Source organism: Streptomyces sp. NPDC058157, assembly GCF_042884105.1.
Classification (GTDB): domain Bacteria; phylum Actinomycetota; class Actinomycetes; order Streptomycetales; family Streptomycetaceae; genus Streptomyces.
This window is the reverse complement of the sequence record NZ_JBHVUQ010000029.1, coordinates 12,190-34,934: the sequence shown is the minus strand read 5'-3', so window position 1 is coordinate 34,934 and position 22,745 is coordinate 12,190. Positions and strand designations below refer to the sequence as shown.

The window sequence follows — 22,745 nt, the reverse complement described above, 5'->3', positions numbered from 1 at the left end:
CGCGCATGACGGAGACCACGGTCGGCATCGGCGGCGCGGCGGAGAGCACCGACATGGTGCTCAACATCGGACCGCAGCACCCTTCCACCCACGGCGTGCTGCGGCTGCGGCTCGTCCTGGACGGCGAGCGCATCGCGAGCGCCGAGCCCGTGGTCGGCTACATGCACCGTGGCGCGGAGAAGCTGTTCGAGGCCCGTGACTACCGGCAGATCGTCATGCTCGCCAACCGCCACGACTGGCTGTCCGCGTTCTCCAACGAGCTCGGCGTGGTCATGGCCGTCGAGCGGATGCTCGGCATGGAGGTCCCGGAGCGGGCGGTGTGGATGCGCACGCTCCTCGCCGAGCTGAACCGGGTCCTGAACCACCTGATGTTCCTCGGCTCCTACCCCCTGGAGCTGGGCGGCATCACCCCGATCTTCCACGCGTTCCGGGAGCGCGAGGAGCTCCAGGCCGTGATGGAGGAGATCTCCGGCGGCCGCATGCACTACATGTTCAACCGGGTCGGCGGCCTCAAGGAGGACCTCCCGGCCGGCTGGCTGGGCCGGGCCCGGGCGGCGATCGCCGACGTCCGCACCCGGATGGACGTCTACGACAAGCTGGTCCACGGCAACGAGATCTTCCGCGGCCGCACCCGCGGCGTCGGCGTCCTGTCGGCGGAGGCGGTGCACGCGTACGGGGTCTCCGGCCCGATCGCCCGCGCCTCCGGCGTGGACTTCGACCTGCGCCGCGACGAGCCGTACCTGGCGTACGGGGAGCTCCAGGACGTCCTGAAGGTGGTCACCCGCACCGAGGGCGACTGCCTGGCCCGCTTCGAGGTGCTCCTGGACCAGACGCACAACGCCCTGGACCTGGCGGTGGCCTGCCTGGACCGGATGGCGGAGCTGCCGCCGGGCCCGGTCAACCAGCGGCTGCCCAAGGTGCTGAAGGCGCCCGAGGGCAGTACGTACGCCTGGACGGAGAACCCGCTCGGCATCAACGGCTACTACCTGGTCTCCAAGGGCGAGAAGACCCCGTACCGGCTGAAGCTGCGCAGCGCCTCCTTCAACAACATCCAGGCCCTGGCGGTGCTGCTGCCGGGGCAGCTGGTCGCGGACATGGTGTCGATCCTCGGCTCGCTGTTCTTCGTGGTCGGCGACATCGACAAGTAGGCCGGCGGCCCGGACCTGACAGTCGGCGGCCGATCGCCGACGGGCCGGCGCGAGGGCGCCCTACCGTCGCCCGCATGACCACAGTCACCCGCGACGACCTCACCGCCTACCTGCGCAGACTCGGCGTCGCCGATCCCGGCTCCCCCTCCGTGGAGGGGCTGTACGCCCTCGCGCGCGCCCACGTCGAGCGCGTGCCGTTCGAGAACCTCGACATCCAGCTCGGCCGGCCGCCGGGCATCGACCCGGCCCTGTCCGTGCGCCGGATCGCCGCCGGGCTCGGCGGCTACTGCTTCCACCTCAACGGGGCCTTCGCGGCGCTGCTGGAAGGGCTCGGGTACGAGGTGACGCGCCACCTCGGCGGCATGCACACCGACCCGGGCGCCCTGGACGCGGGCGGCGACCACCTCGCCCTGACGGTACGGGTCGGGGGCCGGGAACTCTTCGTGGACGTCGGCATGGGCGACGGCCCGTACGAGCCCCTGCCGCTGCGCGCGGGCGCGTACGAGCAGGGCTTCGCGTACCGGCTGGAGGCCGCGGCCGTGACCTGGGGGGAGGGCGGGAGCGGGGGCGAGGGCTGGAGCCTGCTGCGGGACGGGGTGCCGACGCCGCGGATGAACTTCCGCGCGGCGCCCGCCGCCATGGCCGACTGCGAGCCGGCGCACCGGTTCCTGTCCACCGCCGAGGACTCTCCGTTCCGGCAGTCGCTGATCATGCTGCGGCGCGGCGCGGACGGCATCGACCGGCTGCACGGGCGGATGCTCATCCACACCGCTGTGGACGGCGCGCGCACGGTCCGGGAGCTCACCGGCGCCGAGGAGTTCCACGGAGCCGTCACGGAGGTCTTCGGCCGGACCCTGGACGACGTCACCCGCGAGGAGCGCGCCGCCCTGTGGGACCGGGTGACCCGGGCGCACGAGGCGTGGCGGGCGGCCATGGCCGCTTCCGCGCCGGCCGCCGCTCCCGCTCCCGCCGGCTGAGGGACGGGCCGGCGGGGTCGATGTCGGTGCGGCAGGGCAGACTTGGGGCATGTCCGCTTCCCCCCGACGGGCCTGCCCGTCCTGCGGCCGCGACTGCGCGGTGACGGCCGGCCGGATCGCCCGCCACGACCCTCCGGCGGGCCGCCGCGCCGGACTGGTGTCCTGCCCCGGCTCCCGGGCGCGCGTCGTGCTGGGCGCCTCCGCCCCGACCCTGGACGGCTTCGCCCTGGGCCCGCACCCGGGCCAGCTCCCGCTGTTCTGAACCGCCCGGGCTAGGGGGTGGCGAGCAGGTCGAGGAGGCGGGTGGTGCCGTCGGCGCCGAAGCCCGCGTCGACCCCGCGCCGGTACAGCTCGGCGTGGGCGGCGAGGATCCCGGTGTCGACGCCGGAGTCGGCGGCCGTGTGCAGGACGTGCTCCAGGCTGGCCGCGCACATCGCGAGCCGGGCGGCGGTGCCGTCGTGGTCGTCCGCGTCGGCGAGCGGCGTGGTGCCCTCGTAGAAGGCGCGCATGCTGTCGGCCGTGTAACCGGCGTAGGGCAGGATGTCGGCCGCCGTCAGGCCGTTGGCGCGGGCGACGGCGACGGCCTGGTACCAGCCGGTGTACGCGGTCCAGAACATGATCATGTTGAGCTGGTAGTACAGCTGCGCGTGGCCGGGGTCGGCCCCCCGGTAGTCGGTGGCGGCGAGCACGTCGAGGGCGGCGCGCTGCTCCTCGTACACCTCCTCCGGGCCGCTGACGAAGATCGACGCACCCTCCTGGCCGATGCCGGTCGGCGGGACGTTGACCCCGCCGGTGAGGTACGAGGCCCCGCGCTCCCGGGCCCACCCGGCGGCGGCCCGCGCCTTCTCCGGTACGTCGGAGGACAGGTTGGCCAGCACCCGGCCGTCGAGGTCGGCGTCGCCGAGCGCGGTGTGCACGGCGTCCACGTCGATGAGGCTGACGACGCTCAGCCGGCTCGCGGCGACGGCCTCGGCCGCGGTGGCGGCCCGCCGTGCGCCAAGGGCCACCAGGGCGGCGTCCTTGCCGGGGCTGCGGTTCCAGACGGTGACGGCGTAGCCGGCGTCGAGGTAGGCGGAGGCCATGGCCTGGCCCATGGGACCGAGACCGATGATCGAAACCTGGTTCATGACGGAGTTCTCCCCACGAAGTGACCCTGAAAGGCACTAGAACGAACGCTCTATCCAGCGCTCGGCACGACCGTAGCACGGGACTAGAACGAGCGCTCTATCCAATTCCGGGGGTAGACTCCCCCGCATGGCAGCGACAGCGGCGGACACGACGGAGCGGCGGAAGCGGAAGCAGGAGGCGGAAGCGGGCACGCGCGACCGGCTGGTCCGCACCGCCTCACGCCTGATGCAGCACGGCGGCTACGAGAGCACCCCGGTCAAGCAGCTCGTCCGCGAGGCGGAGGCCACGCTGGGCTCGCTCTACCACTTCTTCCCGGGCGGCAAGCAGGAGCTCGCGGTGGCCGCGATCGGCTACGGCGACGGGGAGTTCGCGGACATGCTGGGCGCGGCGCTGGACTCCGACCCGGACGCGGCCCGCGCCGTCGAGGCGACGGCCGGGGTCCTGGCGGACGCCCTCGCGGCATCGGACTGGCGCGACGGCTGCCCGGTCACGGCCACCGCCCTGGAGTCGGTCGGGCGGCTGCCCGAGCTCCAGGAGGCGTGCGCGCGCTCCTTCGGGCACTGGCAGGAACTGGTGGCGGCGAAGCTGCTGGCCTCCGGCATCCCGGAGGGGGACGCCGGCGACCTGGCGGTCACCGTCATCGCCACCCTGGAGGGCGCGGAGATGACCTCCCAGGTCACCCGCTCCCGCACCCCGCTCCTCCTGGCGGGCCGCCACCTCGCCCGCCTGGTGGGGTCGTACGCCCCCTGACGGGGGGCGGGGACCGGCTAGGAGATGGCCGTGCGGAGGCGGACCACCTCGATGGGCTCGGTCTCGTCGTGGGCCGTCAGGTCGATCACCTGGCCGGCGGCGTCCTGCGCCCCCTCCGGCTTCGGCTCGGCCTCGCCGTCCGCGGACTCGGCCTCGGCCTCGTGCGCGGCCAGCGCCTCCGCCCCGACCACGTCCGCCAGGTCCTCGTTCTGCACGGACTCGATCGCGGCCCGCGCCTGGGCGGCGTTCTTCGTACCGAAGAAGTCGAAACCCCCCTCGACCCGCGAGGTCGTCCGCCGCTGGGCCGCGTACGGGGCCACCGGCGCCGCCGGGCGCCGCGCCGGAACCGGAACGGGGGCGGGGGCCTCGGAACCGGCCGCCGGGGCGAGCTCCTTCGGGGCGAGCGCCTTCGGGGTCGCGGCGGCGGCCTCCGCGGCCGCCCGCGCCTCGGACTTCCGCAGCAGCGCGGCCATCGCCGCGTTGGCCCGGGCGTAGCCCACCGCGGTCGGCGCCCCGCTGCCGGTCCGCTCCTCCGAGACCGCCGGGAGCTCCTTGGGGCTGCCCGCGTTCTCCAGCGCCAGCAGCCGCCGCTTCTCCAGCGCGCCGGCCCGCTCGGTCTCGGCGGTGGCGTACCGGCGCAGCAGCGCCGCGTGCTCCCCGCGCAGGCCCGCGAGTTCGACCCGCTTGGCCCGCAGCTTCGCGTCCAGCTTGGCGCGCAGCTGCCGCGCTTCCTCGAGGTCGGATTCGAGCTCGGCTATCCGCTCGTCCGTCTTCCACTCGTCCTTGACCCGCTCACGGGCCAGCTCCGCGACCCGGCGGCCGGCCGCCCGGTCCCAGGAGCGCATCAGGACGGCGCCGCCGGCGCCCGCGGCCGCCGTGAGGGCCACGAGCAGGCGCAGCGCGAGGGGTTCCGCGAGGAGCCAGGCCGCGCCGGCGCTGGCGACGGAAACCCCGCCGACGGCCGTCGGCGTGAGAAGTCGGTGCAGGGGCTCGGGATTGCGGTGACGTCCACGGGGCATGGCCTGAAATTTACAGGGCGTGGGCCCCGCGTGGGGTACCCGCCCGGCAATCTCTGCCGGGCGGTTGCCCCGCGATTCCCCATCGATCGCGTAACCGTTACTTCGTCAGAAGTCCCTTGGACTCCAGATAGGCCTTCGCGACGTCCGCCGGCTTCGCCCGCTCCGCGTCCACCTTGCGGTTGAGTTCGACGAGGTCGGCGGTGGTGAGCACCTTGGTGAGGTCGGCCAGCGCGATCGCGACCTCCGGGGAGCCGGCGCGCTTGATGTTGACCACCGGCAGGACGTTGTCGGCGTTCTGGAGCTTCTTGTCGTCCTCCAGGAGGACCAGACCGTAGCCGTCCAGGGTGGCGTCGGTCGTCGTGGTCAGCACGAGCTGGTCCACCCCGTCCTTGACGGCCTGCTTGGCCTGCGGGGTGCCGACGCCCTTGGGGTCGATACCGGAAACCTGGATTCCGTACGTCTTCTCCAACCCGGGGGCGCAGAAGGGGCGTACGGAGCATTCGTCCCCGGCCGCGATCTTCACCTTCAGCCCCGACTTCCCGAGATCGGAAAGCGTCTTGAGGTTGTTCTTCTGGGCGAATTCCCGGCTCACGGCGAAGGCGTTCTGGTCGACGGCCTCGCCCGCCTCCAGGGGCTTGATGCCGAGCGGGGCCGCGAGCTTGTCCAGCGCCGCCACCGTGGCCTTGGCGTCGCTGGAGGCCACCGGCTTGTCCTTGGGCGCGTCCTTGCCGTTGACCTTGGCGTTCAGGAACTCGGCGAGCGTGGCCGCGTACTCCGGGACCACGTCGATCTCCCCCTTCTCCAGGGAGGGTTCGTACAGCTCACGGTTGGCGACCGTGGTGATCGAGGTGCTGTAGCCCGCCTGCTTGAGGAGCTGCGCGTAGAGCTCGGCCAGGACGTTGGACTCGGTGAACCCGGCCGCGCCGATCACCAGCTTCCCCTTGCCGCCCCCGGCGGCCGAGGCGGCGGCGGAGGAGCCGCCGTCCTTGCTCTTCTCCAGGCTGTCGCCCCCGCAGGCGGTGAGCGAAACGGTCAGGGCCACCGCGCCCAGGGTCGCGCCGAGGATGCGCGTGGACTTGCTCATCATGCTCCTTGGAGATCAGGGGAAACCGGTGTGGCTGCGGAAGGGGGCGGGGCTCTCAGCGCGGCGCCGGGCGGCCGCGGCGCAGCAGCAGCCGGTCCGCCGCCACCAGCAGCCCCTCCACCAGCAGGGCCAGCAGCGCGACCAGCAGGGCGCCCGCCACCACCTGCGGGGTGTCGTACGTGTTGAAGCCGGCGGTGATGATCCGGCCCAGGCCGCCCTGGCCGACCATCGCGGCGATCGTGGCGGTGGCGATGACCTGCACGGCGCCCGAGCGCAGCCCGGTCATCACCAGCCCCCGGGCCAGCGGCAGTTCCACCCGCCAGAACAGCTGCCGGCCGGACATGCCCATGCCCCGGGCGGCCTCGACCACCGAGCGGTCCACCTCGCGCACGCCCACGTACGCGTTGGTCAGCAGCGGCGGCACGGCGAACAGCACCAGGGCGACGACGGTCGGCAGGTAGCCGGCCGTGCGCAGCGGCGAGACCATGAACAGGGCCAGCACCGCGAACACGGGCACCGCCCGGCCCACGTTGGAGAGGTTCACGGCGAGCGCGCCGCCCCGGCCGACGTGCCCGAGCCACAGCCCCACGGGCAGGGCGACGGCGCAGGCGACGCCCAGGGCGATCCCGCTGACCAGGAGGTGTTCGGCGAGCCGGTGCCAGACACCGCTCTCGCCCGACCAGTTGGCCCCGTCGGCCAGCCAGTCGACGGTCGCACCCAGGACTCCCACCGGCTCAGGCCCCCTTCGCCCGGGCCGGACGGCCGCCGGCCCGGGTCCACGGCGTGAGCAGCCGCTGGAGGCCGAGCAGCAGCAGGTCGGCGACCAGGGCGAGCAGGACGCACAGCACGGAGGCGGTGAGCACCTGCGCCTTGAAGGAGCTGCTCACGGCCGGGGCGATCAGGTTGCCCAGGCCGCCCTTGCCGACGATCGAGCCGACGGTGGTCAGCGCCACGGTGGAGACGGTCGCGATCCGCACCCCGGCGAGCAGGGCGGGCAGCGCCAGCGGGAGTTCGACCTGCCACAGCAGCCGGACCGGGCCGTAGCCCATGCCGCGCGCGGCCTCCCGCACCTCCTCGGGGACGGCTTCCAGGCCGGCCAGCACGTTGCGGACCAGGATGGTCAGCGAGTACAGGACCAGACCGGTCACCACGAGCGCCGCCGAGAGCCCGAAGAAGGGGAGCAGCAGGGAGAACATGGCGAGGGAGGGGATCGTGTAGAGCAGGGTGGTCAGGCCCAGGACGGGGGCCGCCCAGCGGCGGCCGCGGCGGGCCAGCAGCGCCAGGGGGACGGCCACGGCGACGCCGATGAGCACCGAGACCGCCGTGATCCAGACGTGTTCGAGGGTGGCGTCGGTGAGTTCCGGGGCGCGGGAGGTGACGTAGTCCCAGCAGAACCAGTCGTTCGCCACCAGGCAGTTCGACACCGCCACACCGCTCACCCCCTTCCCTGCTCGCACACGCGTACCCGAAAACCCGGCCAGTGCGACCATAACCCCCGGTGCCCGCTCTGGCCGGAATCATTCGCACACGTGCAACACTCCCCTCACAAAGCCTTCGCCCATCCGTGCGCACCGGTGGGGGAGGATGGCGGGGTGATCCGATTCGAGCATGTGACCAAGCGGTACCCCGACGGGACGACGGCCGTGGCGGACCTGTCGTTCGAGGTCGCGGAGGGCGAGCTGGTCACGCTGGTGGGCCCGTCCGGCTGCGGCAAGACGACCACGATGAAGATGGTCAACCGGCTCATCGAGCCCACCTCGGGCCGGATCCTGCTCAACGGCGAGGACATCTCCACGGCCGACCCGGTCGAGCTGCGCCGCCGCATCGGGTACGTCATCCAGCAGGTCGGCCTCTTCCCGCACAAGACGGTGCTGGAGAACACGGCGACCGTGCCGCAGCTGACCGGCACCCCGAAGGCGAAGGCCCGCGCCCGGGCGGCCGAGCTCCTGGAACTCGTGGGACTGGATCCCGCCGTCTTCGGCGACCGCTACCCCGAGCAGCTCTCGGGCGGGCAGCGCCAGCGCGTCGGCGTCGCCCGGGCCCTCGCGGCGGACCCGCCGGTGCTCCTGATGGACGAGCCGTTCGGCGCGGTGGACCCGGTGGTGCGCGAGCGGCTGCAGAACGAGTTCCTCGCCCTGCAGCGGACCGTCCGCAAGACCATCCTGCTGGTCACGCACGACCTGGAGGAGGCCGTCCGGCTCGGCGACCGGATCGCGGTCTACGGGGAGGGCACCATCGAGCAGTTCGCCCGCCCGGCGGCCGTCCTCGGCGCGCCGGCCACCGACTACGTGGCCTCCTTCGTCGGCGCCGACCGCGGCCTCAAGCGGCTCGCGGTCACCCCGGTCGGGGAGGCCGACCTCACGGCGGCCCGCGACGGGGAAGCGCCGGCCGCCTCGGTGGCGCTGGGGGCCTCCCTGCGGGAGGCCCTGGCGGCCCTGCTCCAGGAGGACGCCGGCCGCGTCGGGGTCACCGACCCGGCCTCCGGCGCGCTGGTCGGCGTACTGACCCCGGAGGGCGTCCACCGGGCGCTGCGCCGGGCCGAGCCGCCCGCGGCATGACGAAGGGCCCGACGGACGTCGGGCCCCGATGGACGCGCGGGCGGGATCCGCCCGGTACTGCTCCGGCCTCAGGCCTGCATGCGGCTGCTCATCCACACCAGCATCGGCGGGATCTCGCGGCGCCAGGTGTTGAAGTTGTGGCCGCCGCTGTCGAGGATGATCGAGGAGACCCGGTCCGGACCCTTGACCAGCTTGATGAACTTCTTGGTGTCGTTCAGGTTGTCCTCGCCCTTCTCGCTCGTGGTCACGAGGAAGGAGGTGCCGGTCGGCTTCTTGTTCTCCACGCTCCACAGCACGTCCGCGGCCTTCTTCAGCTTCTCGTCGCCGTGGAAGAGGTCACCGGTCGTCGGGTCGTCCGCCGCCTTGTAGTACGCGGACAGGCCCGCGGCGGCACCGAAGATCTGCGGGTGGTGCGCGGCGATCTTCAGGGCGCAGTAGCCGCCCGTGGAGTTGCCGATGAAGCCCATGTTCTGCGGCTTCTTGCCGACCCGGAAGGTGCTCTGGATGGCCTGCGGCAGGTCCGTCGCGAAGAAGGTCTCCGTCTGCGGGCCGCCCGGTATGTCCACGCACTCGGTGTCGCGCGGCGGCGCGATGGTCGGGCGCAGCATGACCAGGATCATCGGCTTCATCTTGCCCTGCTTGGCCTGCTTGAAGGCCGTCATGGGGTAGTTCAGCCCTTTGATCAGGTTTTCCGCCGTACCCGGGTAACCCGTCAGGACGATCGAGGCGGGAAAGTTCTTGTCCTTGTGCTGCGGCTGGAAGTACTCCGGCGGGAGCCAGACGTAGCCGGGACTCGTTATCTTCGACTTCTCCCCGGTGATGGCGACCTTCAGTATCTGACCACCGACCTGGGGCTGGGCACCGCCGGGGACGTCCAGCTTCTGCTTGTCGAGGACCTTGATGTCCTTGCTGCTCATCGAGTGGTCGACGACCTTGCCGATGGCCGTCTGCTGGCCGAACAGGTCGGCCCAGGAACCGTAGAAGAGGAACGACTTGTTGGCGGCGAGACCGACTGCCGAGAACAGCGCCAGCTGGGTCGCGAGCAGGAGGCCGACCCGGCCGAGGAGGGCCCGGAACGTGCGGCCCGAGAGCTTCGGCCAGAGCCAGACCGTCACCGCGAACAGCGCTACACCCGCGATGATGGCCAGGACCAGAACGGCATTACTGGTGAGACCCATGAGCAGTCAGTCGACTTTCTGATGGCAGGACCGGATTTTTCCGAGGGAAGAGTGAACCCGCTCCTCCTCGATGTCGTCCTAGTGGACGCACCACACCCCGGAGGCTGTCGCGGCCTTCGGCCACATGATCTCTCGCGGAGCAACGGGAAGCGATGTCTAGCAGGATAGATGGCGATAAGTCGGGGCAGGTTCCGAGTAAGGTCCGGCGAATCTTCCGCGGACCCAGGCCGGAGTCGGTGCCCGGTCTCGTAGGTACGGCCGTCATGATCGTCGGCCTTCTGGACATCGCGGCGGGCGTCTTCCCGCGATTCCGCCACAGCCGGTTCCACGCGGTCACCGAGGTGCTGCCCGGCTCCCTGGGCCCGTTCGCCGCGGCCCTCTCCATCAGCGCGGGCGTCCTGATCCTGCTGCTCGCGCACGGACTCAAGCGCAACAAGCGGCGCGCCTGGAGGGCCTCGGTCATCCTGCTGCCCGCCGGCGCGGTCGCGCAGTTCGCCTACCGCCACTCGTTCGTCAGCGTGGTCATCTCGGCGGTGCTGCTCGCCCTGCTCGTACGCCACCAGGGTGAATTCAAGGCCCTGCCGGACCCGCGCAGCCGCTGGAAGGCGCTCGCGAACTTCGTGCTGATGAGCGCCGGCTCCATCGGCCTGGGCCTGGTCATCGTCAACGTCCACCCGAACAAGGTCGTCGGCCACCCCAGCCTCTACGAGCAGATCACCCACGTGGTCTACGGCCTCTTCGGCTTCGAGGGCCCGGTCGACTACGCCGGACGGGTGAGCTGGACCGTCGGCTACTCCCTCGGCGCCCTCGGCATGCTGACCGCCGTCACCACGATCTACCTCGCCTTCCGCCCCGAGCACCCGGCGGCGCAGCTCACCGCGGACGACGAGGCCAAGCTGCGCGAGCTCCTCACCCGGCACGGCGGCCGCGACTCCCTCGGCCACTTCGCGCTCCGCCGCGACAAGGCCGTCGTCTTCTCCCCCAGCGGCAAGGCCGCCGTCACCTACCGCGTCGTCTCCGGCGTGATGCTCGCCTCCGGCGACCCCGTCGGCGACGTCGAGGCCTGGCCCGGCGCCATCGAGCGGTTCATGGAGGAGGCCAAGGCCCACTCCTGGACCCCGGCCGTCGTGGGCTGCAGCGAGACCGGCGGCGAGGTCTGGACCCGCGAGACGGGCCTGGACGCCCTGGAGCTCGGCGACGAGGCCATCGTCGACGTCAAAGACTTCTCCCTCGCCGGCCGCCCCATGCGCAACGTCCGCCAGATGGTCAAGCGCATCGAGCGCAACGGCTACACCACCAAGGTCCGCCGGGTCAGCGAGCTGAACGAGTTCGAGCTGTCCCAGGTGCGCGGCGCCGCCGAGGCCTGGCGCGGCACCGACACCGAGCGCGGCTTCTCCATGGCCCTGGGCCGCATCGGCGACCCGGGCGACGGCGACTGCATCATCGCCACCGCGCACCGCGTCGAGGAGGGCGACAGCAGCCCCTTCGGCGACCTCAAGGCCATCCAGCACTTCGTGCCGTGGGGCAAGGACGGCATGTCGCTGGAGATGATGCGCCGCGACCGCGGCGCCGACCCCGGCATGAACGAGCTGCTGATCGTCGCCTCCCTCCAGCAGGCCCCCGAGCTGAAGATCGAGAAGGTCTCCCTGAACTTCGCGATGTTCCGCGCGGCCCTGGCCCGCGGCGAGAAGATCGGCGCCGGCCCGGTCCTGCGCGCCTGGCGCAGCCTGCTCGTCTTCCTCTCGCGCTGGTTCCAGATCGAGTCGCTGTACAAGTTCAACGAGAAGTTCCGCCCCCGCTGGGAGCCGCGCTTCATGGTCTACCGCCACCACCGCGACCTGCCCCGCATCGGCATCGCCGTGATGCAGGCCGAGGGCTTCGTCACCCTGGCCCTCCCCCGCCTCTTCGAGAGCCGCCGGCGCCCGAAGCAGCCCCGCCCCTGCGCCCACACGCACGCCGAGATCCCCGCACAGACGGACCGCGAGGTCCAGGCGGCGTAACCGCCCCGGCACCCCGAACGCCCCCGCGCCCACCAGGGCCCGGGGGCGTTCCGCCGTCCGGGATCTACCCTGGACCCCATGAACACGAACCGCGGGCCCGCACCCCGGGGCCTGGTGGCCGGGCTCCCCGACTGGGACCGCTGCGCGGTCATGGGCGTCGTCAACGTCACCCCCGACTCCTTCTCCGACGGCGGCCGCTGGTTCGACACCACCGCCGCCGTCAAGCGCGGCCTCGACCTGGTCGCCCAGGGCGCCGACCTCGTGGACGTCGGCGGCGAGTCCACCCGTCCCGGCGCCACCCGCGTCGACGCCGAGGAGGAGCTGCGCCGGGTCGTCCCCGTCGTCCGGGGCCTCGCCTCCGAAGGCGTCACCGTCTCCGTCGACACCATGCGCGCGAGCGTCGCCGAGCAGGCCGTCGCCGCCGGCGCCCGCCTCGTCAACGACGTCAGCGGCGGCCTCGCCGACCCCCGCATGATCCCCGCCGTCGCCGCCGCCGACGTCCCCTTCGTCGTCATGCACTGGCGCGGGTTCAGCGACAACATGAACAGCCTCGCCGTCTACGACGACGTCCTCGGCGAGGTCACCGCCGAGCTCCGCGCCCGCATCGACGCCGTCGTCTCCGGCGGCATCGCCCCCGAGCGGATCGTCGTCGACCCGGGCCTGGGCTTCGCCAAGAACGCCGAGCACGACCTGGCCCTCGTCGCCCGCCTCCCCGAACTGCGCGCCCTCGGCTTCCCCCTCCTCGTGGCCGCCTCGCGGAAGCGCTTCCTCGGCCGGGTGCTGGCCGGCGCGGCCGACGCCGCCCCGCCGCCCGCCCGCGAACGGGACGCCGCCACGGCCGCCGTCTCGGCCATCGCCGCCCACCAGGGCGCCTGGGCCGTCCGGGTGCACGAGGTACGGGCGACCGCCGACGCGGTTCGGGTGGCCCGCGCCGTGGAAGGGGCTCTGTGACCCGCCGGACCGAGGGGACCGACCGGACGCACAGGGAAGGGGAACGGTGAGCCTTACCGACATCGAAGCCGTCGAAGGGGTGAACGCGGCCTTCTACGAGGCCATGGAGCGGGGGGACTTCGACGCACTGTCGGCGCTCTGGCTCGAGGACGAGATCTCCTGCGTCCATCCCGGCTGGCCGGTGCTCTCCGGCCGGGGCGAGGTGCTGCGCTCGTACGCGCTGATCATGTCCCACACCGAGTACATCCAGTTCTTCCTCACCGACACCAAGGTGACCCTCATAGGCGACACCGCCCTGGTCACCTGCACCGAGAACATCCTCAGCGGGGGCCCCGCCGAGGAGGCCGGGGAACTCGGTCCGCTCGTCGGCCAGCTGGTGGTCGCCACGAATGTGTTCCGACGCACACCGGAGGGCTGGCGGCTCTGGTCCCACCACGGTTCTCCGGTGCTCACGGACTCCGATGACGAGGAGGAAGAGGCCTCCGACTGACCCCAAGGGCGGGGGCGGAGGGTTGTCGCAGGTAAATTCGAAGGTGGACGACGCCGACCGCACTCGGCGTAGGCCCAAGGGCCCGGGCAGTCCCGGGACCGGAAGCACCTACGAAAGCAGGAGTGATTCGCGTGGATCGTGTCGCGCTGCGCGGCCTCAAGGCTCGCGGGCACCACGGCGTCTTCCCCCGGGAACGCGAAGAAGGCCAGACCTTCATCGTCGACCTCGTGCTGCACCTGGACACCCGCCCGGCGGCCGCCGGGGACGACCTGGCCAAGACCGTGCACTACGGGGTCGTGGCCGAGGAGGTCGTCGACGTCGTCCAGGGCGAGCCCGTGGACCTGATCGAGACCCTCGCCGAGCGGATCGCCCAGCAGTGCCTCAAGCACGAGGCGGTGGCCCAGGTGGAGGTCGTCGTCCACAAGCCGGACGCGCCGATCACCGTCCCCTTCGACGACGTGACCATCACGATCACCCGGAGCCGCGTGTGAACAACGGACAGCACGCCCAGAGCGACCCCACGGTCCAGCCCGTCCCCGCGTCCGTCGTCCAGGCGGTCGACGCGGCCGACGTCACCCTCTCCAACCCCAAATGGGCCGTGATCGCGCTCGGCGCGAACCTCGGCAACCGGCTGGAGACCCTCCAGGGCGCCATCGACGCCCTCGGCGACACGCCCGGCCTGCGGGTCAAGGCCGTCTCCCCGGTCTACGAGACCGAGCCGTGGGGCGTCGAGCCGGGCTCGCAGCCCTCGTACCTCAACGCGGTCATCGCCCTGAAGACCACCCTCCCGCCGTCCTCGCTCCTGGAGCGGGCGCACGCCGTCGAGGAGGCCTTCGACCGGGTCCGCGAGGAGCGCTGGGGGCCGCGCACCATCGACGTGGACATCGTCACCTACGCGGACGTCGTCTCCGACGACCCCGTCCTCACCCTCCCGCACCCGCGGGCGCACCTGCGGGCCTTCGTGCTGGCCCCCTGGAACGAGATCGACCCCGAGGCCCAGCTGCCCGGCCGCGGCCCCGTCGCCGGCCTGCTGGCCGCGATCGGCATGAGCGGGGTCACGCCGCGCACCGACCTGGAACTCCGTCTCCCGGAATAGCCGTTAGCGTGTTCAGGTAGCCGACTGCACTGAACTGGGGACGGGCAACGTGAAGCAACTGAGGCCGGCGGTCCTGGCGGGCATCTTCGTGATCGCCGGGGTGCTGTCCTGGGCGGGCGCCCGCCTGTGGAACGCCTACGGCACCCTGCCGGGCGTCCCACTGGCCGCGCCGGTCGTGCTGGCGGTCATCGCGGTGGTGCTGTTCGCCACGGCCCTGTCCCTGCGCGCCCGCCTGAAGGCCCAGCGCGAGCGCCGTCCGGGGGCCAAGGGCGTGGAGCCGCTGATGGCGGCCCGCGCGGTGGTCTTCGGCCAGGCCAGCGCCCTGGTGGCGGCCCTGGTCGCCGGCATGTACGGCGGGGTCGGCGTCTTCCTCCTGACGGACTCCCTGGACGTCCCGGCCCGCCGCGACCAGACCTGGTACGCGGGCGGCTCGGTCCTGGCGGGCGCCGCGGTCGTCGCGGCCGCCCTCTTCCTGGAACACGTCCTGAAACTCCCGGACGACGAGGACCCCACCAAGGCCCACGCGGCGGCCTAGCGGCGGCCTGGGGCCGGCCCGGCTCAGCCGTGGCGGGGGCCCAGCCACTCCCAGAGCGGGCGCGGCCCGGGCCCGCGGTCCTCCCAGTCGCAGAACTGGAGGTCCTCCAGGACACCGTCGTACGCGAACAGCGTCGCCTCGCCGTCGTAGCCGCCGTCCGCGGCCAGCAGGGGGGCCGACGCCACCGGCCCCAGCCCCGGGCCCGTCGGGGCGGCCTCCAGGGCCTCCGGGGCCTCCACGGCCACCCGCAGGTACACGCAGGGGCAGGAGCAGCCGCTGTCGCGCATCTCGGCGTACGGGATCTGCGCCCGCAGCGCCCGGTGGAGGTCGGACGGGCCGTCGAGCAGCAGCTCCAGCGTCCGCCGGACGTCCTCGCTCAACGGCTCCCAGCCGGCCGGACCGGCCACCGGGTCAGCGCGCCATGATCAGGCTCATGGCCTCGTTGCGGGTCGCGGGGTCGCGGAGCTGGCCGCGGACCGCCGAGGTGATGGTCTTCGCGCCCGGCTTGCGGACCCCGCGCATCGTCATGCACATGTGCTCGCACTCGATGACCACGATGCAGCCGCGCGGGTCCAGGATCTCCATCAGGGAGTCGGCGATCTGCGTGGTCAGCCGCTCCTGCACCTGGGGACGGCGGGCGAAGACGTCCACGAGCCGGGCCAGCTTCGACAGGCCGGTGATCTTGCCGTCGGTGGACGGGATGTAGCCGACGTGGGCCACGCCGTGGAACGGGACCAGGTGGTGCTCACAGCTCGACATGACCTCGATGTCCTTCACCAGGACCATCTCGTCGTGGCCGAGGTCGAACGTCGTCGTCAGGACGTCCTCGGGCTTCTGGTACAGGCCGGCGAATATCTCCTTGTACGCCCGCGCCACGCGCGCGGGGGTCTCCAGGAGGCCCTCGCGGTCCGGGTCCTCGCCGACCGCGATCAGGAGCTCGCGGACGGCCGCCTCGGCGCGCTTCTCGTCGAACTCGCCGATCGTGCCCTCGTCACCGGTCAGGGTCACTGGGTCGGTCATCTCTTCCTCGTTCCTGTGTGCGCGGGCGGCGTACAAATGTGCCGCGCCCCCCAGGCTAGAACCTGGGGGGCGCGGCATCCATTCCGGACCTGATCAGGCCTCCGGGCGCTCCTCCGGGGAGGGCTCCGGGGACTTCTCCACCGACACGGCGGTCTGGGCCGAGGCCGAGGTGCCGTTGGCGGCGTTCGTCAGCTGGAGCTCCTTGGGAGAGAGCACCGGCGGACGGGTGGAGGGGGTACGGCGGGCCGAGCCGGTCCACGCCGGGCGGGCCGGGCGCTTCACGATCGTGGAGAAGATCTCGGCGATCTCCTCCTTGCCCAGCGTCTCCTTCTCCAGGAGGGCGAGGACGAGGTTGTCCAGGACGTCCCGGTTCTCGACCAGGATCTCCCAGGCCTCGTTGTGCGCGGTCTCGATGAGCTTCTTGACCTCTTCGTCGACCAGCGCCGCGACCTCTTCCGAGTAGTCCCGCGGGTGCGACATCTCGCGGCCCAGGAACGGCTCGGTGTTGTCCCCGCCGAACTTGATCGCGCCGAGGCGCTCGGTCATGCCGTACTGGGTGACCATCGCGCGGGCCGTCGCCGTGGCCTTCTCGATGTCGTTCGCGGCGCCCGTGGTCGGGTCGTGGAAGACCAGTTCCTCGGCCGCGCGGCCGCCCAGCATGTACGCGAGCTGGTCGAGCATCTCGTTGCGGGTGGTCGAGTACTTGTCCTCGTCGGGCAGGACCATGGTGTAGCCCAGGGCCCGGCCGCGGGACAGGATCGTGATCTTGTGTACCGGGTCGGAGTTCGGGGAGGCCGCCGCGACCAGGGCGTGTCCGCCCTCGTGGTACGCGGTGATCTTCTTCTCCTTGTCGGACATGATCCGGGTCCGCTTCTGCGGGCCCGCCACGACGCGGTCGATCGCCTCGTCCAGCATCGAGTTGTCGATCAGCTTCTTGTCCGAGCGGGCCGTGAGCAGCGCGGCCTCGTTCAGCACGTTGGACAGATCGGCACCCGTGAAGCCGGGGGTGCGGCGGGCGACGGCCGAGAGGTCGACGTCCGGTGCGACCGGCTTGCCCTTCTGGTGGACCTTGAGGATCTCCAGACGGCCCTGCATGTCCGGCCGGTCGACCGCGATCTGCCGGTCGAAGCGGCCCGGGCGCAGCAGCGCCGGGTCGAGGATGTCGGGGCGGTTCGTGGCGGCGATCAGGATGACGCCGCCCTTCACGTCGAATCCGTCCATCTCGACGAGCAGCTGGTTGAGGGTCTGCTCGCGCTCGTCGTGGCCGCCGCCGAGGCCCGCACCGCGGTGCCGGCCGACGGCGTCGATCTCGTCGACGAAGACGATCGCCGGGGCGTTCGCCTTGGCCTGCTCGAACAGGTCGCGGACACGGGAGGCGCCGACACCGACGAACATCTCGACGAAGTCGGAACCGGAGATCGAGTAGAACGGCACGCCGGCCTCGCCCGCGACGGCGCGCGCGAGCAGGGTCTTGCCGGTTCCGGGCGGGCCGTAGAGCAGCACACCCTTGGGGATCTTGGCGCCGACGGCCTGGAACTTCGCCGGCTCCTGCAGGAACTCCTTGATCTCGTGGAGTTCCTCGACGGCCTCGTCCGAGCCCGCGACGTCGGCGAACGTCGTCTTCGGGGTGTCCTTGGTAATGAGCTTGGCCTTGGACTTGCCGAAGTTCATGACCCGGGAGCCGCCGCCCTGCATCTGGTTCATCAGGAACAGGAAGACGACGACGATGAGGACGAAGGGCAGGAGCGAGAGCAGCACGCTCAGGAACGGGCTGGTCTTGTCCGGCGTGACGGAGTAGCCGTCCGGGATCTGACCGGCTTCGAACTTGGTCTGGAGGTTCTGGGCGAGCTGGACGCCCTGGTCCCCGATGTAGTTGGCCTGGAACTTGGTGCCGCTGTTGTTGTCGAGCTTCTGGCCCTTCTTCAGCTCGATCTTGATCATCTGGCTGTCGCCGGTGGTCAGCTTGGCGCTCTCGACCTGGCCACTGTTGATCGCCTTGATGACCTCGCTGGTCTCCACCGACTTGTAGCCGCCGCCGGAGCCGACGACGTTCATCAACACGACCACGGCGAGGACGGCCAGCACGATCCACATGACCGGCCCACGGAAGTATCGCTTCACGTCCATCCATACGGGGTGCCGGGCACCCCGTCCCTCCTGCCCGTAGGTAAATGCTGCTGTGAGTAAAGACTGTTCTTCGGAATGTACCCCTGTATTGTCACCCGCCGCCCCGCGGGACGGCCGACAGACCCGCCTTCTCCTCCAACGGCGGGAATCGCCCCCGGGTTCCCCCCGGGGGCGATCGTGGTGACGACGGGGGTTCAGCCGCCGTACACGTGCGGGGCGAGCGTCCCGACGAACGGCAGGTTGCGGTACTTCTCCGCGTAGTCGAGGCCGTAGCCGACGACGAACTCGTTGGGGATGTCGAAGCCGACCCACTCGACGTCGATGGCGACCTTGGCGGCCTCGGGCTTGCGCAGCAGCGTGACGACCTTGAGGGAGGCCGGCTGGCGGGATCCCAGGTTCGACAGCAGCCACGACAGGGTCAGGCCGGAGTCGATGATGTCCTCGACGATCAGGACGTGCTTGTCCTTGATGTCGGTGTCCAGGTCCTTGAGGATCCGCACCACGCCCGAGGACTGGGTCCCGGCGCCGTAGGAGGACACCGCCATCCAGTCCATGGTGAGCGGGGTGGACAAGGCGCGCGCCAGGTCCGCCATCACCATCACGGCGCCCTTGAGCACACCGACGATGAGCAGGTCCTTGCCCGCGTACTCCGCGTCGATCTTCGCGGCCAGCTCGGCCAGCTTCGCGTCGATCTCTTCCTTGGTGATGAGCACCGACTGGAGGTCGTTGCCCATGTCCTTCTCGTCCACCCGCATCACTTTCGTTGTCGGCCGGGGGCTCCGGAGTGTGCCCCCGGAGGACTCAGCCGTGTTTCAGCACCAATCAGCCCTGCCGGATGACAAGTCTGCCACCCTGCCGCTGGGCCTCGACGCGGCCGGGCAGGTTGATGGCCCCCTGGCCGCGCCATCCGGTGATGAGCCGGTCGACTTCCTCGATGTGGCGGGCGAAGAGGGAGCCGGCGGGGGAGCCCGCCGCGACCACGGCGCGGCGCAGCACGCGGCGGCGCACGGCGGGCGGCAGGGCGTACAGCTTGGCGCACTCCAGACGGCCGTCCGCGTCGCGCACGCCGGCCTCGGCGTCGGCGGCCCAGGCGTCGAGGGCGTCGGCGTCGTCGCGGGAGAGCTGGGCGGTGCGGGCGAGCGCCTCCACGACCCCCTTGCCGAGCGCCTTTTCGAGGGCGGGCAGTCCCTCGTGGCGCAGCCGGGAGCGGGTGTAGGCGGGGTCGATGTTGTGCGGGTCGTCCCAGACGGGGAGGGACTGGACCATGCAGGCCTTGCGGGCGGTCTGCCGGTCGACCTGGAGGAAGGGGCGGCGGTAACGCCTGGTGCGGCCGGGGCCTCCGGAGACTTCGGCCATGCCGGACAGCGAGCGGATGCCGGAGCCGCGGGCGAGCCCCAGCAGGACGGTTTCCGCCTGGTCGTCGCGGGTGTGGCCGAGCAGGACGGCGGCGGCGCCGAGCCGGTCGGCGGCCTCGTCGAGGGCGGCGTAGCGGGCGTCACGGGCGGCGGCCTCGGGTCCGCCGTCGCGGCCGACGCGCACGGCGACGGACTCCACCGGGTCGAGGCGGAGCGCGGTCATGCGGCTGACGACCTCCGCGGCGCGCAGGTCGGAGCCGGGCTGGAGGCCGTGGTCGACGGTGATGCCGCCGGCCCGGATGCCGAGCTTGGGGGCTTCGAAGGAGAGGGCGGAGGCGAGCGCCATGGAGTCGGCGCCGCCGGAGCAGGCGACGAGGACGAGCGGCGGGGTGGCGGCCGCGCGGCCCGTGGGGTCGGTCAGGTCGGTGAGGACGTCGTGGAGTACGCGGCGGACCGCCAGGCGTATCGCCGCGACCGCAGGATGGGGACCCATGTCCGGTGCCCTTCGTGGAGTTCGGATGCTCGGAGGCTTCGGGGTGTGGCTCGCGCGGGAGTGGTCACTCAGAGTGCGTCGATGGTGACAGAAGCGAGCCGTTCCCCGAGCATCGCACGCCCTTCAACGGCTCACGGTCCCTCGGAAGGGTGATGCTGCTTCCCCCAGTGGGACATGTTTACGCCTCCCGAGTCACCCCTCTTCGCGCCCCGCGCTCCCCCTGCGGTGCACGCGCGCCACCCAGTCCGAGGGCTTGGCGATCTCCGATTTGGTCGGCAGCGTGTTGGGCGAGGTCCACACGCGGTTGAAGCCGTCCATCCCGACCTCGCCGACGACGGCGCGCACGAACCGCTCGCCGTCGCGGTACTGGCGGAGCTTGGCGTCGAGGCCGAGGAGCTTGCGCAGGGCGGCGTCCAGCCGGCCGGCGCCGGTGGCGCGGCGCTGCTGGAACTTCTCGCGGATCTCGGCGACGGAGGGGACCACCTCGGGGCCGACGCCGTCCATGACGAAGTCGGCGTGTCCCTCCAGCAGGGACATGACGGCGGTGAGCCGGCCGAGCACCTCGCGCTGCAGGGGGCTCTGGACGAGTTCGACGAAGGAGTGGGCCTCGTCGCCGCGCTCGCCGTCGGGGCGGGCGCCGGTGAAGGACTGGACGGCTTCGCGCAGCCGCTCCAGCAGGGCTCCGGGTTCCATCTCGGTGGCGCCGAGGAAGGCCTGGATCTCGCCCTCCAGGTGGGCGCGCAGCCAGGGGACGGCGGTGAACTGGGTGCGGTGCGTCTCCTCGTGGAGGCAGACCCAGAGCCGGAAGTCGTGCGGGCTGACCTCCAGCTCGCGCTCCACGTGGACGATGTTGGGGGCGACGAGCAGCAGCCGGCCGCCGGTGGCGGGGTCGCCCGGCAGGGCTCCGGCGACCGGCGCGAAGGTCTCGTACTGGCCGAGGACGCGGGAGGCCAGGAAGCTGAGCAGCATGCCCAGCTCGACGCCGGTGACCTTGCCGCCGACCGCGCCGAGGACGGCGCCGCCGGGGGCGGTGCCGCGGCGCTCCTGCATCGTGGCGAGGAGCGGGCCGAGCAGTTCGCGGAAGCCCTCGACGTTGGCCCGGACCCAGCCGGCCCGGTCGACGACGAGGACGGGGGTGTCGGGGAGGGGGGCGCCCTCGGGCATCATCCGGGTGAACGCGCGCACGTGCTCCTCGGAGGTCCTGGCGTGCCGGCGGAGTTCCGCCACCACGGCCCGGGCCTCGTCGCGGCTCACCTCCGGACCCGGCCGTACGAGCCGGGTCGCGGTCGCCACCGCGAGGTTCCAGTCGACCATCTCCGCACCACCGATGCTCGTCATGCGTCAACGGTACGTGGACCTGCGCCGTTGCGGATCCCCCCGGCGCGGGGGCCCGGGGTCAGGGGGTGGAGGCGACGGCGGCCGCGAGCTTGTCGAGGCCCTTCTCCGCGGCGGAGCCGTCGGGGGCGTTCGCGGTGAGGAAGGCGAAGGCCAGGAGCCGCCCGGACGGGGCGACGACGGTGCCGGCGAGGGAGTTCACGCCGGTCAGGGTGCCGGTCTTGGCGCGGAGCAGGCCGGCGGCGGGTGAGGTGCCGGCGTTGCGGGTGCGCAGGGTGCCGGTGAAGCCGGCGACGGGCAGTCCGGTGAGGACGGGCCGCAGCTCCGGGTGCTGGGGGTCGGCGGCCTTGGCGAGGAGGCCCGCCAGGAGGCGGGCACTGACCTTGTCGGCCCGGTTGAGGCCGCTGCCGTCCGCGAAGCGGGTGCCGGTGAGGTCGACGCCGAGGGAGCCGAGCCGCTGGGTGACGGCCTGCTCGCCGCCCTCGAAGCTGGCGGGTTTGCCGGTGGCCAGGGCGGTCTGGCGGGCGAGGGCCTCGGCGATGTCGTTGTCGCTGTTGGTCAGCATCCGTTCGACGAGCCCGGCGAGCGGGGTGGAGAGGGTGGTGGCCAGCGGGCGGGCGTCGGCGGCGGGCTTGGCGGGGGCGGGTTCGCCGGTCACCTTGATGCCCCGGTCGCGCAGCAGGGCGGCGAAGGCGCGGGCGGTGTCCTTGGAGGGGTCCTCGGTGCGTTCGACGGGTCCGGCGGTCGAGTCGTCGGGGCGGCCCTCGTCGGCGGTGAGGGCGGTGACGGGCGCGAGGTTGTCGTTGCGGCCGATGGGGTGGCGGACGGGGCCCGAGTAGAGGCCGTCGTCGTAGCCGAGGGCGACGGTGTCGGTGCCGGCGGCCTTGAGGGCCTGGGCGGTGTCGGCGGCGAGGGCGACGAGGCTGCCGCCGGAGCCGGCCGGACTCTTCTTCTTGGCGGTGAGGGAGGGGTCGCCGCCGCCGACGAGGACGACCTGGCCGGCGTCGGGGCCGGGGACCACGGTGGTGCGGATGCGGTGCTCGGGGCCGAGGGCGGCCAGCGCGGCGCTCGCGGTGGCGATCTTGACGGTGGAGGCGGGGGTCATGGGCTCGGCCGCCCCGGATTCGTACAGCACGGCGCCCGTGGCGGCGTCGATCACGGCGGCCCCGCGCACGGTCCCGAGCGCGGGGTCGGCGAGCAGCGGCCCGAGGACCCCGGCGAGGGCCGCGGAGGGGGCGGCGGAGCGCGGGGCGATGCCCTGGAGCACCCCGGGGGCGCTCGGCGCGGCCTGCGGGAGGGATCCGGCCGCGTGATCTGCGCCACCCGTCGGGTTCCAGGAGGCGGCCCTGTCCCGCTCGGCCTTACGCTGGCCGGAGTCCCAAGGGCCGGCGGCGGTCACGGCCACCGCCGACAGGGCGAGGCCGGCGACGGCCGACCCCGCGATGAGCTGCCACGTCTTGACCAATGGCACCTCGGACCAGCCCCTTTCGCGATCACACAT

Annotated in this window: 24 protein-coding genes; 11 read left to right on the top strand and 13 right to left on the bottom strand. The window is 72.3% G+C overall.

Annotated elements, in window-relative coordinates; translation table 11 throughout:
• The first annotated feature begins 5 nt into the window (after nt 1–5).
• The 3 genes from ACFVXK_RS10460 (at nt 6) to ACFVXK_RS10450 (ending at nt 2,387) form a co-directional block, all read left to right on the top strand.
• Nucleotides 6–1,148: an NADH-quinone oxidoreductase subunit D gene (locus tag ACFVXK_RS10460; RefSeq protein WP_045946160.1), complete on the top strand. Its 1,143-nt coding sequence runs from the start codon at nt 6–8 to the stop codon at nt 1,146–1,148.
• 74 nt (nt 1,149–1,222) lie between these two features.
• The gene (locus tag ACFVXK_RS10455) at nt 1,223–2,125 is read left to right on the top strand and encodes an arylamine N-acetyltransferase (RefSeq protein WP_389611097.1); all 903 of its coding nucleotides are present in this window, start codon (nt 1,223–1,225) and stop codon (nt 2,123–2,125) included.
• A 49-nt stretch (nt 2,126–2,174) separates the two neighbouring features.
• The gene (locus tag ACFVXK_RS10450; protein WP_365149964.1) at nt 2,175–2,387 is read left to right on the top strand and encodes a hypothetical protein; all 213 of its coding nucleotides are present in this window, start codon (nt 2,175–2,177) and stop codon (nt 2,385–2,387) included.
• Between the two features lie 10 nt (nt 2,388–2,397).
• On the opposite strand, the gene ACFVXK_RS10445 is transcribed toward ACFVXK_RS10450, so the two are convergent.
• Nucleotides 2,398–3,252 (bottom strand): NAD(P)-dependent oxidoreductase, encoded by an 855-nt coding sequence (locus ACFVXK_RS10445; protein ID WP_389611096.1) that lies wholly within the window; start codon nt 3,250–3,252, stop codon nt 2,398–2,400.
• A 127-nt stretch (nt 3,253–3,379) separates the two neighbouring features.
• Here ACFVXK_RS10445 and ACFVXK_RS10440 point away from each other — a divergent pair, with 127 nt between their 5' ends.
• A complete protein-coding gene (locus ACFVXK_RS10440) occupies nt 3,380–4,003 on the top strand; it encodes a TetR/AcrR family transcriptional regulator (RefSeq protein WP_389611095.1) in 624 nt (207 codons plus the stop codon).
• Between the two features lie 17 nt (nt 4,004–4,020).
• On the opposite strand, the gene ACFVXK_RS10435 is transcribed toward ACFVXK_RS10440, so the two are convergent.
• From ACFVXK_RS10435 to ACFVXK_RS10420, 4 genes are all read right to left on the bottom strand, one after another.
• The gene (locus ACFVXK_RS10435; RefSeq protein WP_389611094.1) at nt 4,021–5,022 is read right to left on the bottom strand and encodes a hypothetical protein; all 1,002 of its coding nucleotides are present in this window, start codon (nt 5,020–5,022) and stop codon (nt 4,021–4,023) included.
• Nucleotides 5,023–5,119: 97 nt separating this feature from the next.
• The gene (locus ACFVXK_RS10430; protein WP_389611093.1) at nt 5,120–6,106 is read right to left on the bottom strand and encodes an ABC transporter substrate-binding protein; all 987 of its coding nucleotides are present in this window, start codon (nt 6,104–6,106) and stop codon (nt 5,120–5,122) included.
• A 55-nt stretch (nt 6,107–6,161) separates the two neighbouring features.
• The gene (locus ACFVXK_RS10425) at nt 6,162–6,836 is read right to left on the bottom strand and encodes an ABC transporter permease (RefSeq protein WP_358895927.1); all 675 of its coding nucleotides are present in this window, start codon (nt 6,834–6,836) and stop codon (nt 6,162–6,164) included.
• A 4-nt stretch (nt 6,837–6,840) separates the two neighbouring features.
• The gene (locus ACFVXK_RS10420; protein WP_389611115.1) at nt 6,841–7,536 is read right to left on the bottom strand and encodes an ABC transporter permease; all 696 of its coding nucleotides are present in this window, start codon (nt 7,534–7,536) and stop codon (nt 6,841–6,843) included.
• 162 nt (nt 7,537–7,698) lie between these two features.
• Here ACFVXK_RS10420 and ACFVXK_RS10415 point away from each other — a divergent pair, with 162 nt between their 5' ends.
• Nucleotides 7,699–8,664, top strand: coding sequence for an ABC transporter ATP-binding protein (locus ACFVXK_RS10415; RefSeq protein WP_389611092.1), 966 nt, complete (start codon nt 7,699–7,701; stop codon nt 8,662–8,664).
• Between the two features lie 68 nt (nt 8,665–8,732).
• Here the strand turns inward: ACFVXK_RS10415 and ACFVXK_RS10410 are convergent, their stop codons facing one another.
• Complete coding sequence (locus ACFVXK_RS10410) at nt 8,733–9,842, bottom strand: alpha/beta hydrolase (RefSeq protein WP_389611091.1); 1,110 nt, start codon at nt 9,840–9,842, stop codon at nt 8,733–8,735.
• Nucleotides 9,843–9,994: 152 nt separating this feature from the next.
• On the opposite strand from ACFVXK_RS10410, the gene ACFVXK_RS10405 reads away from it, so the two are divergent.
• The 6 genes from ACFVXK_RS10405 (at nt 9,995) to ACFVXK_RS10380 (ending at nt 14,914) form a co-directional block, all read left to right on the top strand.
• Nucleotides 9,995–11,842 carry a phosphatidylglycerol lysyltransferase domain-containing protein gene (locus tag ACFVXK_RS10405; protein WP_389611090.1) on the top strand — a complete coding sequence of 616 codons (1,848 nt, stop codon included), beginning with the start codon at nt 9,995–9,997 and terminating at the stop codon, nt 11,840–11,842.
• A gap of 78 nt (nt 11,843–11,920) precedes the next feature.
• A complete protein-coding gene (gene folP / locus ACFVXK_RS10400; RefSeq protein ID WP_389611089.1) occupies nt 11,921–12,793 on the top strand; it encodes a dihydropteroate synthase in 873 nt (290 codons plus the stop codon).
• Nucleotides 12,794–12,839: 46 nt separating this feature from the next.
• The gene (locus ACFVXK_RS10395; RefSeq protein WP_389611088.1) at nt 12,840–13,283 is read left to right on the top strand and encodes a nuclear transport factor 2 family protein; all 444 of its coding nucleotides are present in this window, start codon (nt 12,840–12,842) and stop codon (nt 13,281–13,283) included.
• Between the two features lie 131 nt (nt 13,284–13,414).
• The gene (gene folB / locus ACFVXK_RS10390; RefSeq protein WP_042809414.1) at nt 13,415–13,774 is read left to right on the top strand and encodes a dihydroneopterin aldolase; all 360 of its coding nucleotides are present in this window, start codon (nt 13,415–13,417) and stop codon (nt 13,772–13,774) included.
• Nucleotides 13,771–14,379: a 2-amino-4-hydroxy-6-hydroxymethyldihydropteridine diphosphokinase gene (folK, locus tag ACFVXK_RS10385; RefSeq protein ID WP_389611087.1), complete on the top strand. Its 609-nt coding sequence runs from the start codon at nt 13,771–13,773 to the stop codon at nt 14,377–14,379. Before folB ends, folK begins: the two co-directional genes overlap by 4 nt.
• A 49-nt stretch (nt 14,380–14,428) precedes the next feature.
• On the top strand, nt 14,429–14,914 hold the full coding sequence (locus tag ACFVXK_RS10380) for a DUF3180 domain-containing protein (protein ID WP_389611086.1): 486 nt from the start codon (nt 14,429–14,431) through the stop codon (nt 14,912–14,914).
• A gap of 23 nt (nt 14,915–14,937) precedes the next feature.
• Here ACFVXK_RS10380 and ACFVXK_RS10375 read toward each other — a convergent pair whose 3' ends face one another.
• From ACFVXK_RS10375 to dacB, 7 genes are all read right to left on the bottom strand, one after another.
• Complete coding sequence (locus ACFVXK_RS10375) at nt 14,938–15,294, bottom strand: hypothetical protein (protein ID WP_389611085.1); 357 nt, start codon at nt 15,292–15,294, stop codon at nt 14,938–14,940.
• A gap of 31 nt (nt 15,295–15,325) precedes the next feature.
• Nucleotides 15,326–15,934 (bottom strand): GTP cyclohydrolase I FolE, encoded by a 609-nt coding sequence (gene folE, locus ACFVXK_RS10370; protein ID WP_389611084.1) that lies wholly within the window; start codon nt 15,932–15,934, stop codon nt 15,326–15,328.
• 93 nt (nt 15,935–16,027) lie between these two features.
• A complete protein-coding gene (gene ftsH, locus ACFVXK_RS10365) occupies nt 16,028–18,061 on the bottom strand; it encodes an ATP-dependent zinc metalloprotease FtsH (protein ID WP_389611083.1) in 2,034 nt (677 codons plus the stop codon).
• A gap of 194 nt (nt 18,062–18,255) precedes the next feature.
• Nucleotides 18,256–18,816, bottom strand: coding sequence for a hypoxanthine phosphoribosyltransferase (gene hpt, locus ACFVXK_RS10360; RefSeq protein WP_007264874.1), 561 nt, complete (start codon nt 18,814–18,816; stop codon nt 18,256–18,258).
• A gap of 67 nt (nt 18,817–18,883) precedes the next feature.
• Nucleotides 18,884–19,909 (bottom strand): tRNA lysidine(34) synthetase TilS, encoded by a 1,026-nt coding sequence (gene tilS / locus ACFVXK_RS10355; RefSeq protein WP_389611082.1) that lies wholly within the window; start codon nt 19,907–19,909, stop codon nt 18,884–18,886.
• Between the two features lie 192 nt (nt 19,910–20,101).
• Nucleotides 20,102–21,247 (bottom strand): zinc-dependent metalloprotease, encoded by a 1,146-nt coding sequence (locus ACFVXK_RS10350; RefSeq protein ID WP_389611081.1) that lies wholly within the window; start codon nt 21,245–21,247, stop codon nt 20,102–20,104.
• A gap of 58 nt (nt 21,248–21,305) precedes the next feature.
• Nucleotides 21,306–22,745 carry a D-alanyl-D-alanine carboxypeptidase/D-alanyl-D-alanine-endopeptidase gene (gene dacB, locus ACFVXK_RS10345; protein WP_389611080.1) on the bottom strand — a complete coding sequence of 480 codons (1,440 nt, stop codon included), beginning with the start codon at nt 22,743–22,745 and terminating at the stop codon, nt 21,306–21,308.

Excerpts from the sequence above, each read along its gene's own strand:
- ACFVXK_RS10460 (WP_045946160.1), top strand. The coding sequence starts at position 6 with ATGACGGAGACCACGGTCGGCATCGGCGGCGCGGCGGAGAGCACCGAC.
- ACFVXK_RS10455 (WP_389611097.1), top strand. The coding sequence starts at position 1,223 with ATGACCACAGTCACCCGCGACGACCTCACCGCCTACCTGCGCAGACTC.
- ACFVXK_RS10450 (WP_365149964.1), top strand. The coding sequence starts at position 2,175 with ATGTCCGCTTCCCCCCGACGGGCCTGCCCGTCCTGCGGCCGCGACTGC.
- ACFVXK_RS10445 (WP_389611096.1), bottom strand. The coding sequence starts at position 3,252 with ATGAACCAGGTTTCGATCATCGGTCTCGGTCCCATGGGCCAGGCCATG.
- ACFVXK_RS10440 (WP_389611095.1), top strand. The coding sequence starts at position 3,380 with ATGGCAGCGACAGCGGCGGACACGACGGAGCGGCGGAAGCGGAAGCAG.
- ACFVXK_RS10435 (WP_389611094.1), bottom strand. The coding sequence starts at position 5,022 with ATGCCCCGTGGACGTCACCGCAATCCCGAGCCCCTGCACCGACTTCTC.
- ACFVXK_RS10430 (WP_389611093.1), bottom strand. The coding sequence starts at position 6,106 with ATGAGCAAGTCCACGCGCATCCTCGGCGCGACCCTGGGCGCGGTGGCC.
- ACFVXK_RS10410 (WP_389611091.1), bottom strand. The coding sequence starts at position 9,842 with ATGGGTCTCACCAGTAATGCCGTTCTGGTCCTGGCCATCATCGCGGGT.
- ACFVXK_RS10405 (WP_389611090.1), top strand. The coding sequence starts at position 9,995 with ATGTCTAGCAGGATAGATGGCGATAAGTCGGGGCAGGTTCCGAGTAAG.
- folP (WP_389611089.1), top strand. The coding sequence starts at position 11,921 with ATGAACACGAACCGCGGGCCCGCACCCCGGGGCCTGGTGGCCGGGCTC.
- folE (WP_389611084.1), bottom strand. The coding sequence starts at position 15,934 with ATGACCGACCCAGTGACCCTGACCGGTGACGAGGGCACGATCGGCGAG.
- ftsH (WP_389611083.1), bottom strand. The coding sequence starts at position 18,061 with ATGGACGTGAAGCGATACTTCCGTGGGCCGGTCATGTGGATCGTGCTG.
- hpt (WP_007264874.1), bottom strand. The coding sequence starts at position 18,816 with ATGCGGGTGGACGAGAAGGACATGGGCAACGACCTCCAGTCGGTGCTC.
- tilS (WP_389611082.1), bottom strand. The coding sequence starts at position 19,909 with ATGGGTCCCCATCCTGCGGTCGCGGCGATACGCCTGGCGGTCCGCCGC.
- ACFVXK_RS10350 (WP_389611081.1), bottom strand. The coding sequence starts at position 21,247 with ATGACGAGCATCGGTGGTGCGGAGATGGTCGACTGGAACCTCGCGGTG.
- dacB (WP_389611080.1), bottom strand. The coding sequence starts at position 22,745 with ATGTGTGATCGCGAAAGGGGCTGGTCCGAGGTGCCATTGGTCAAGACG.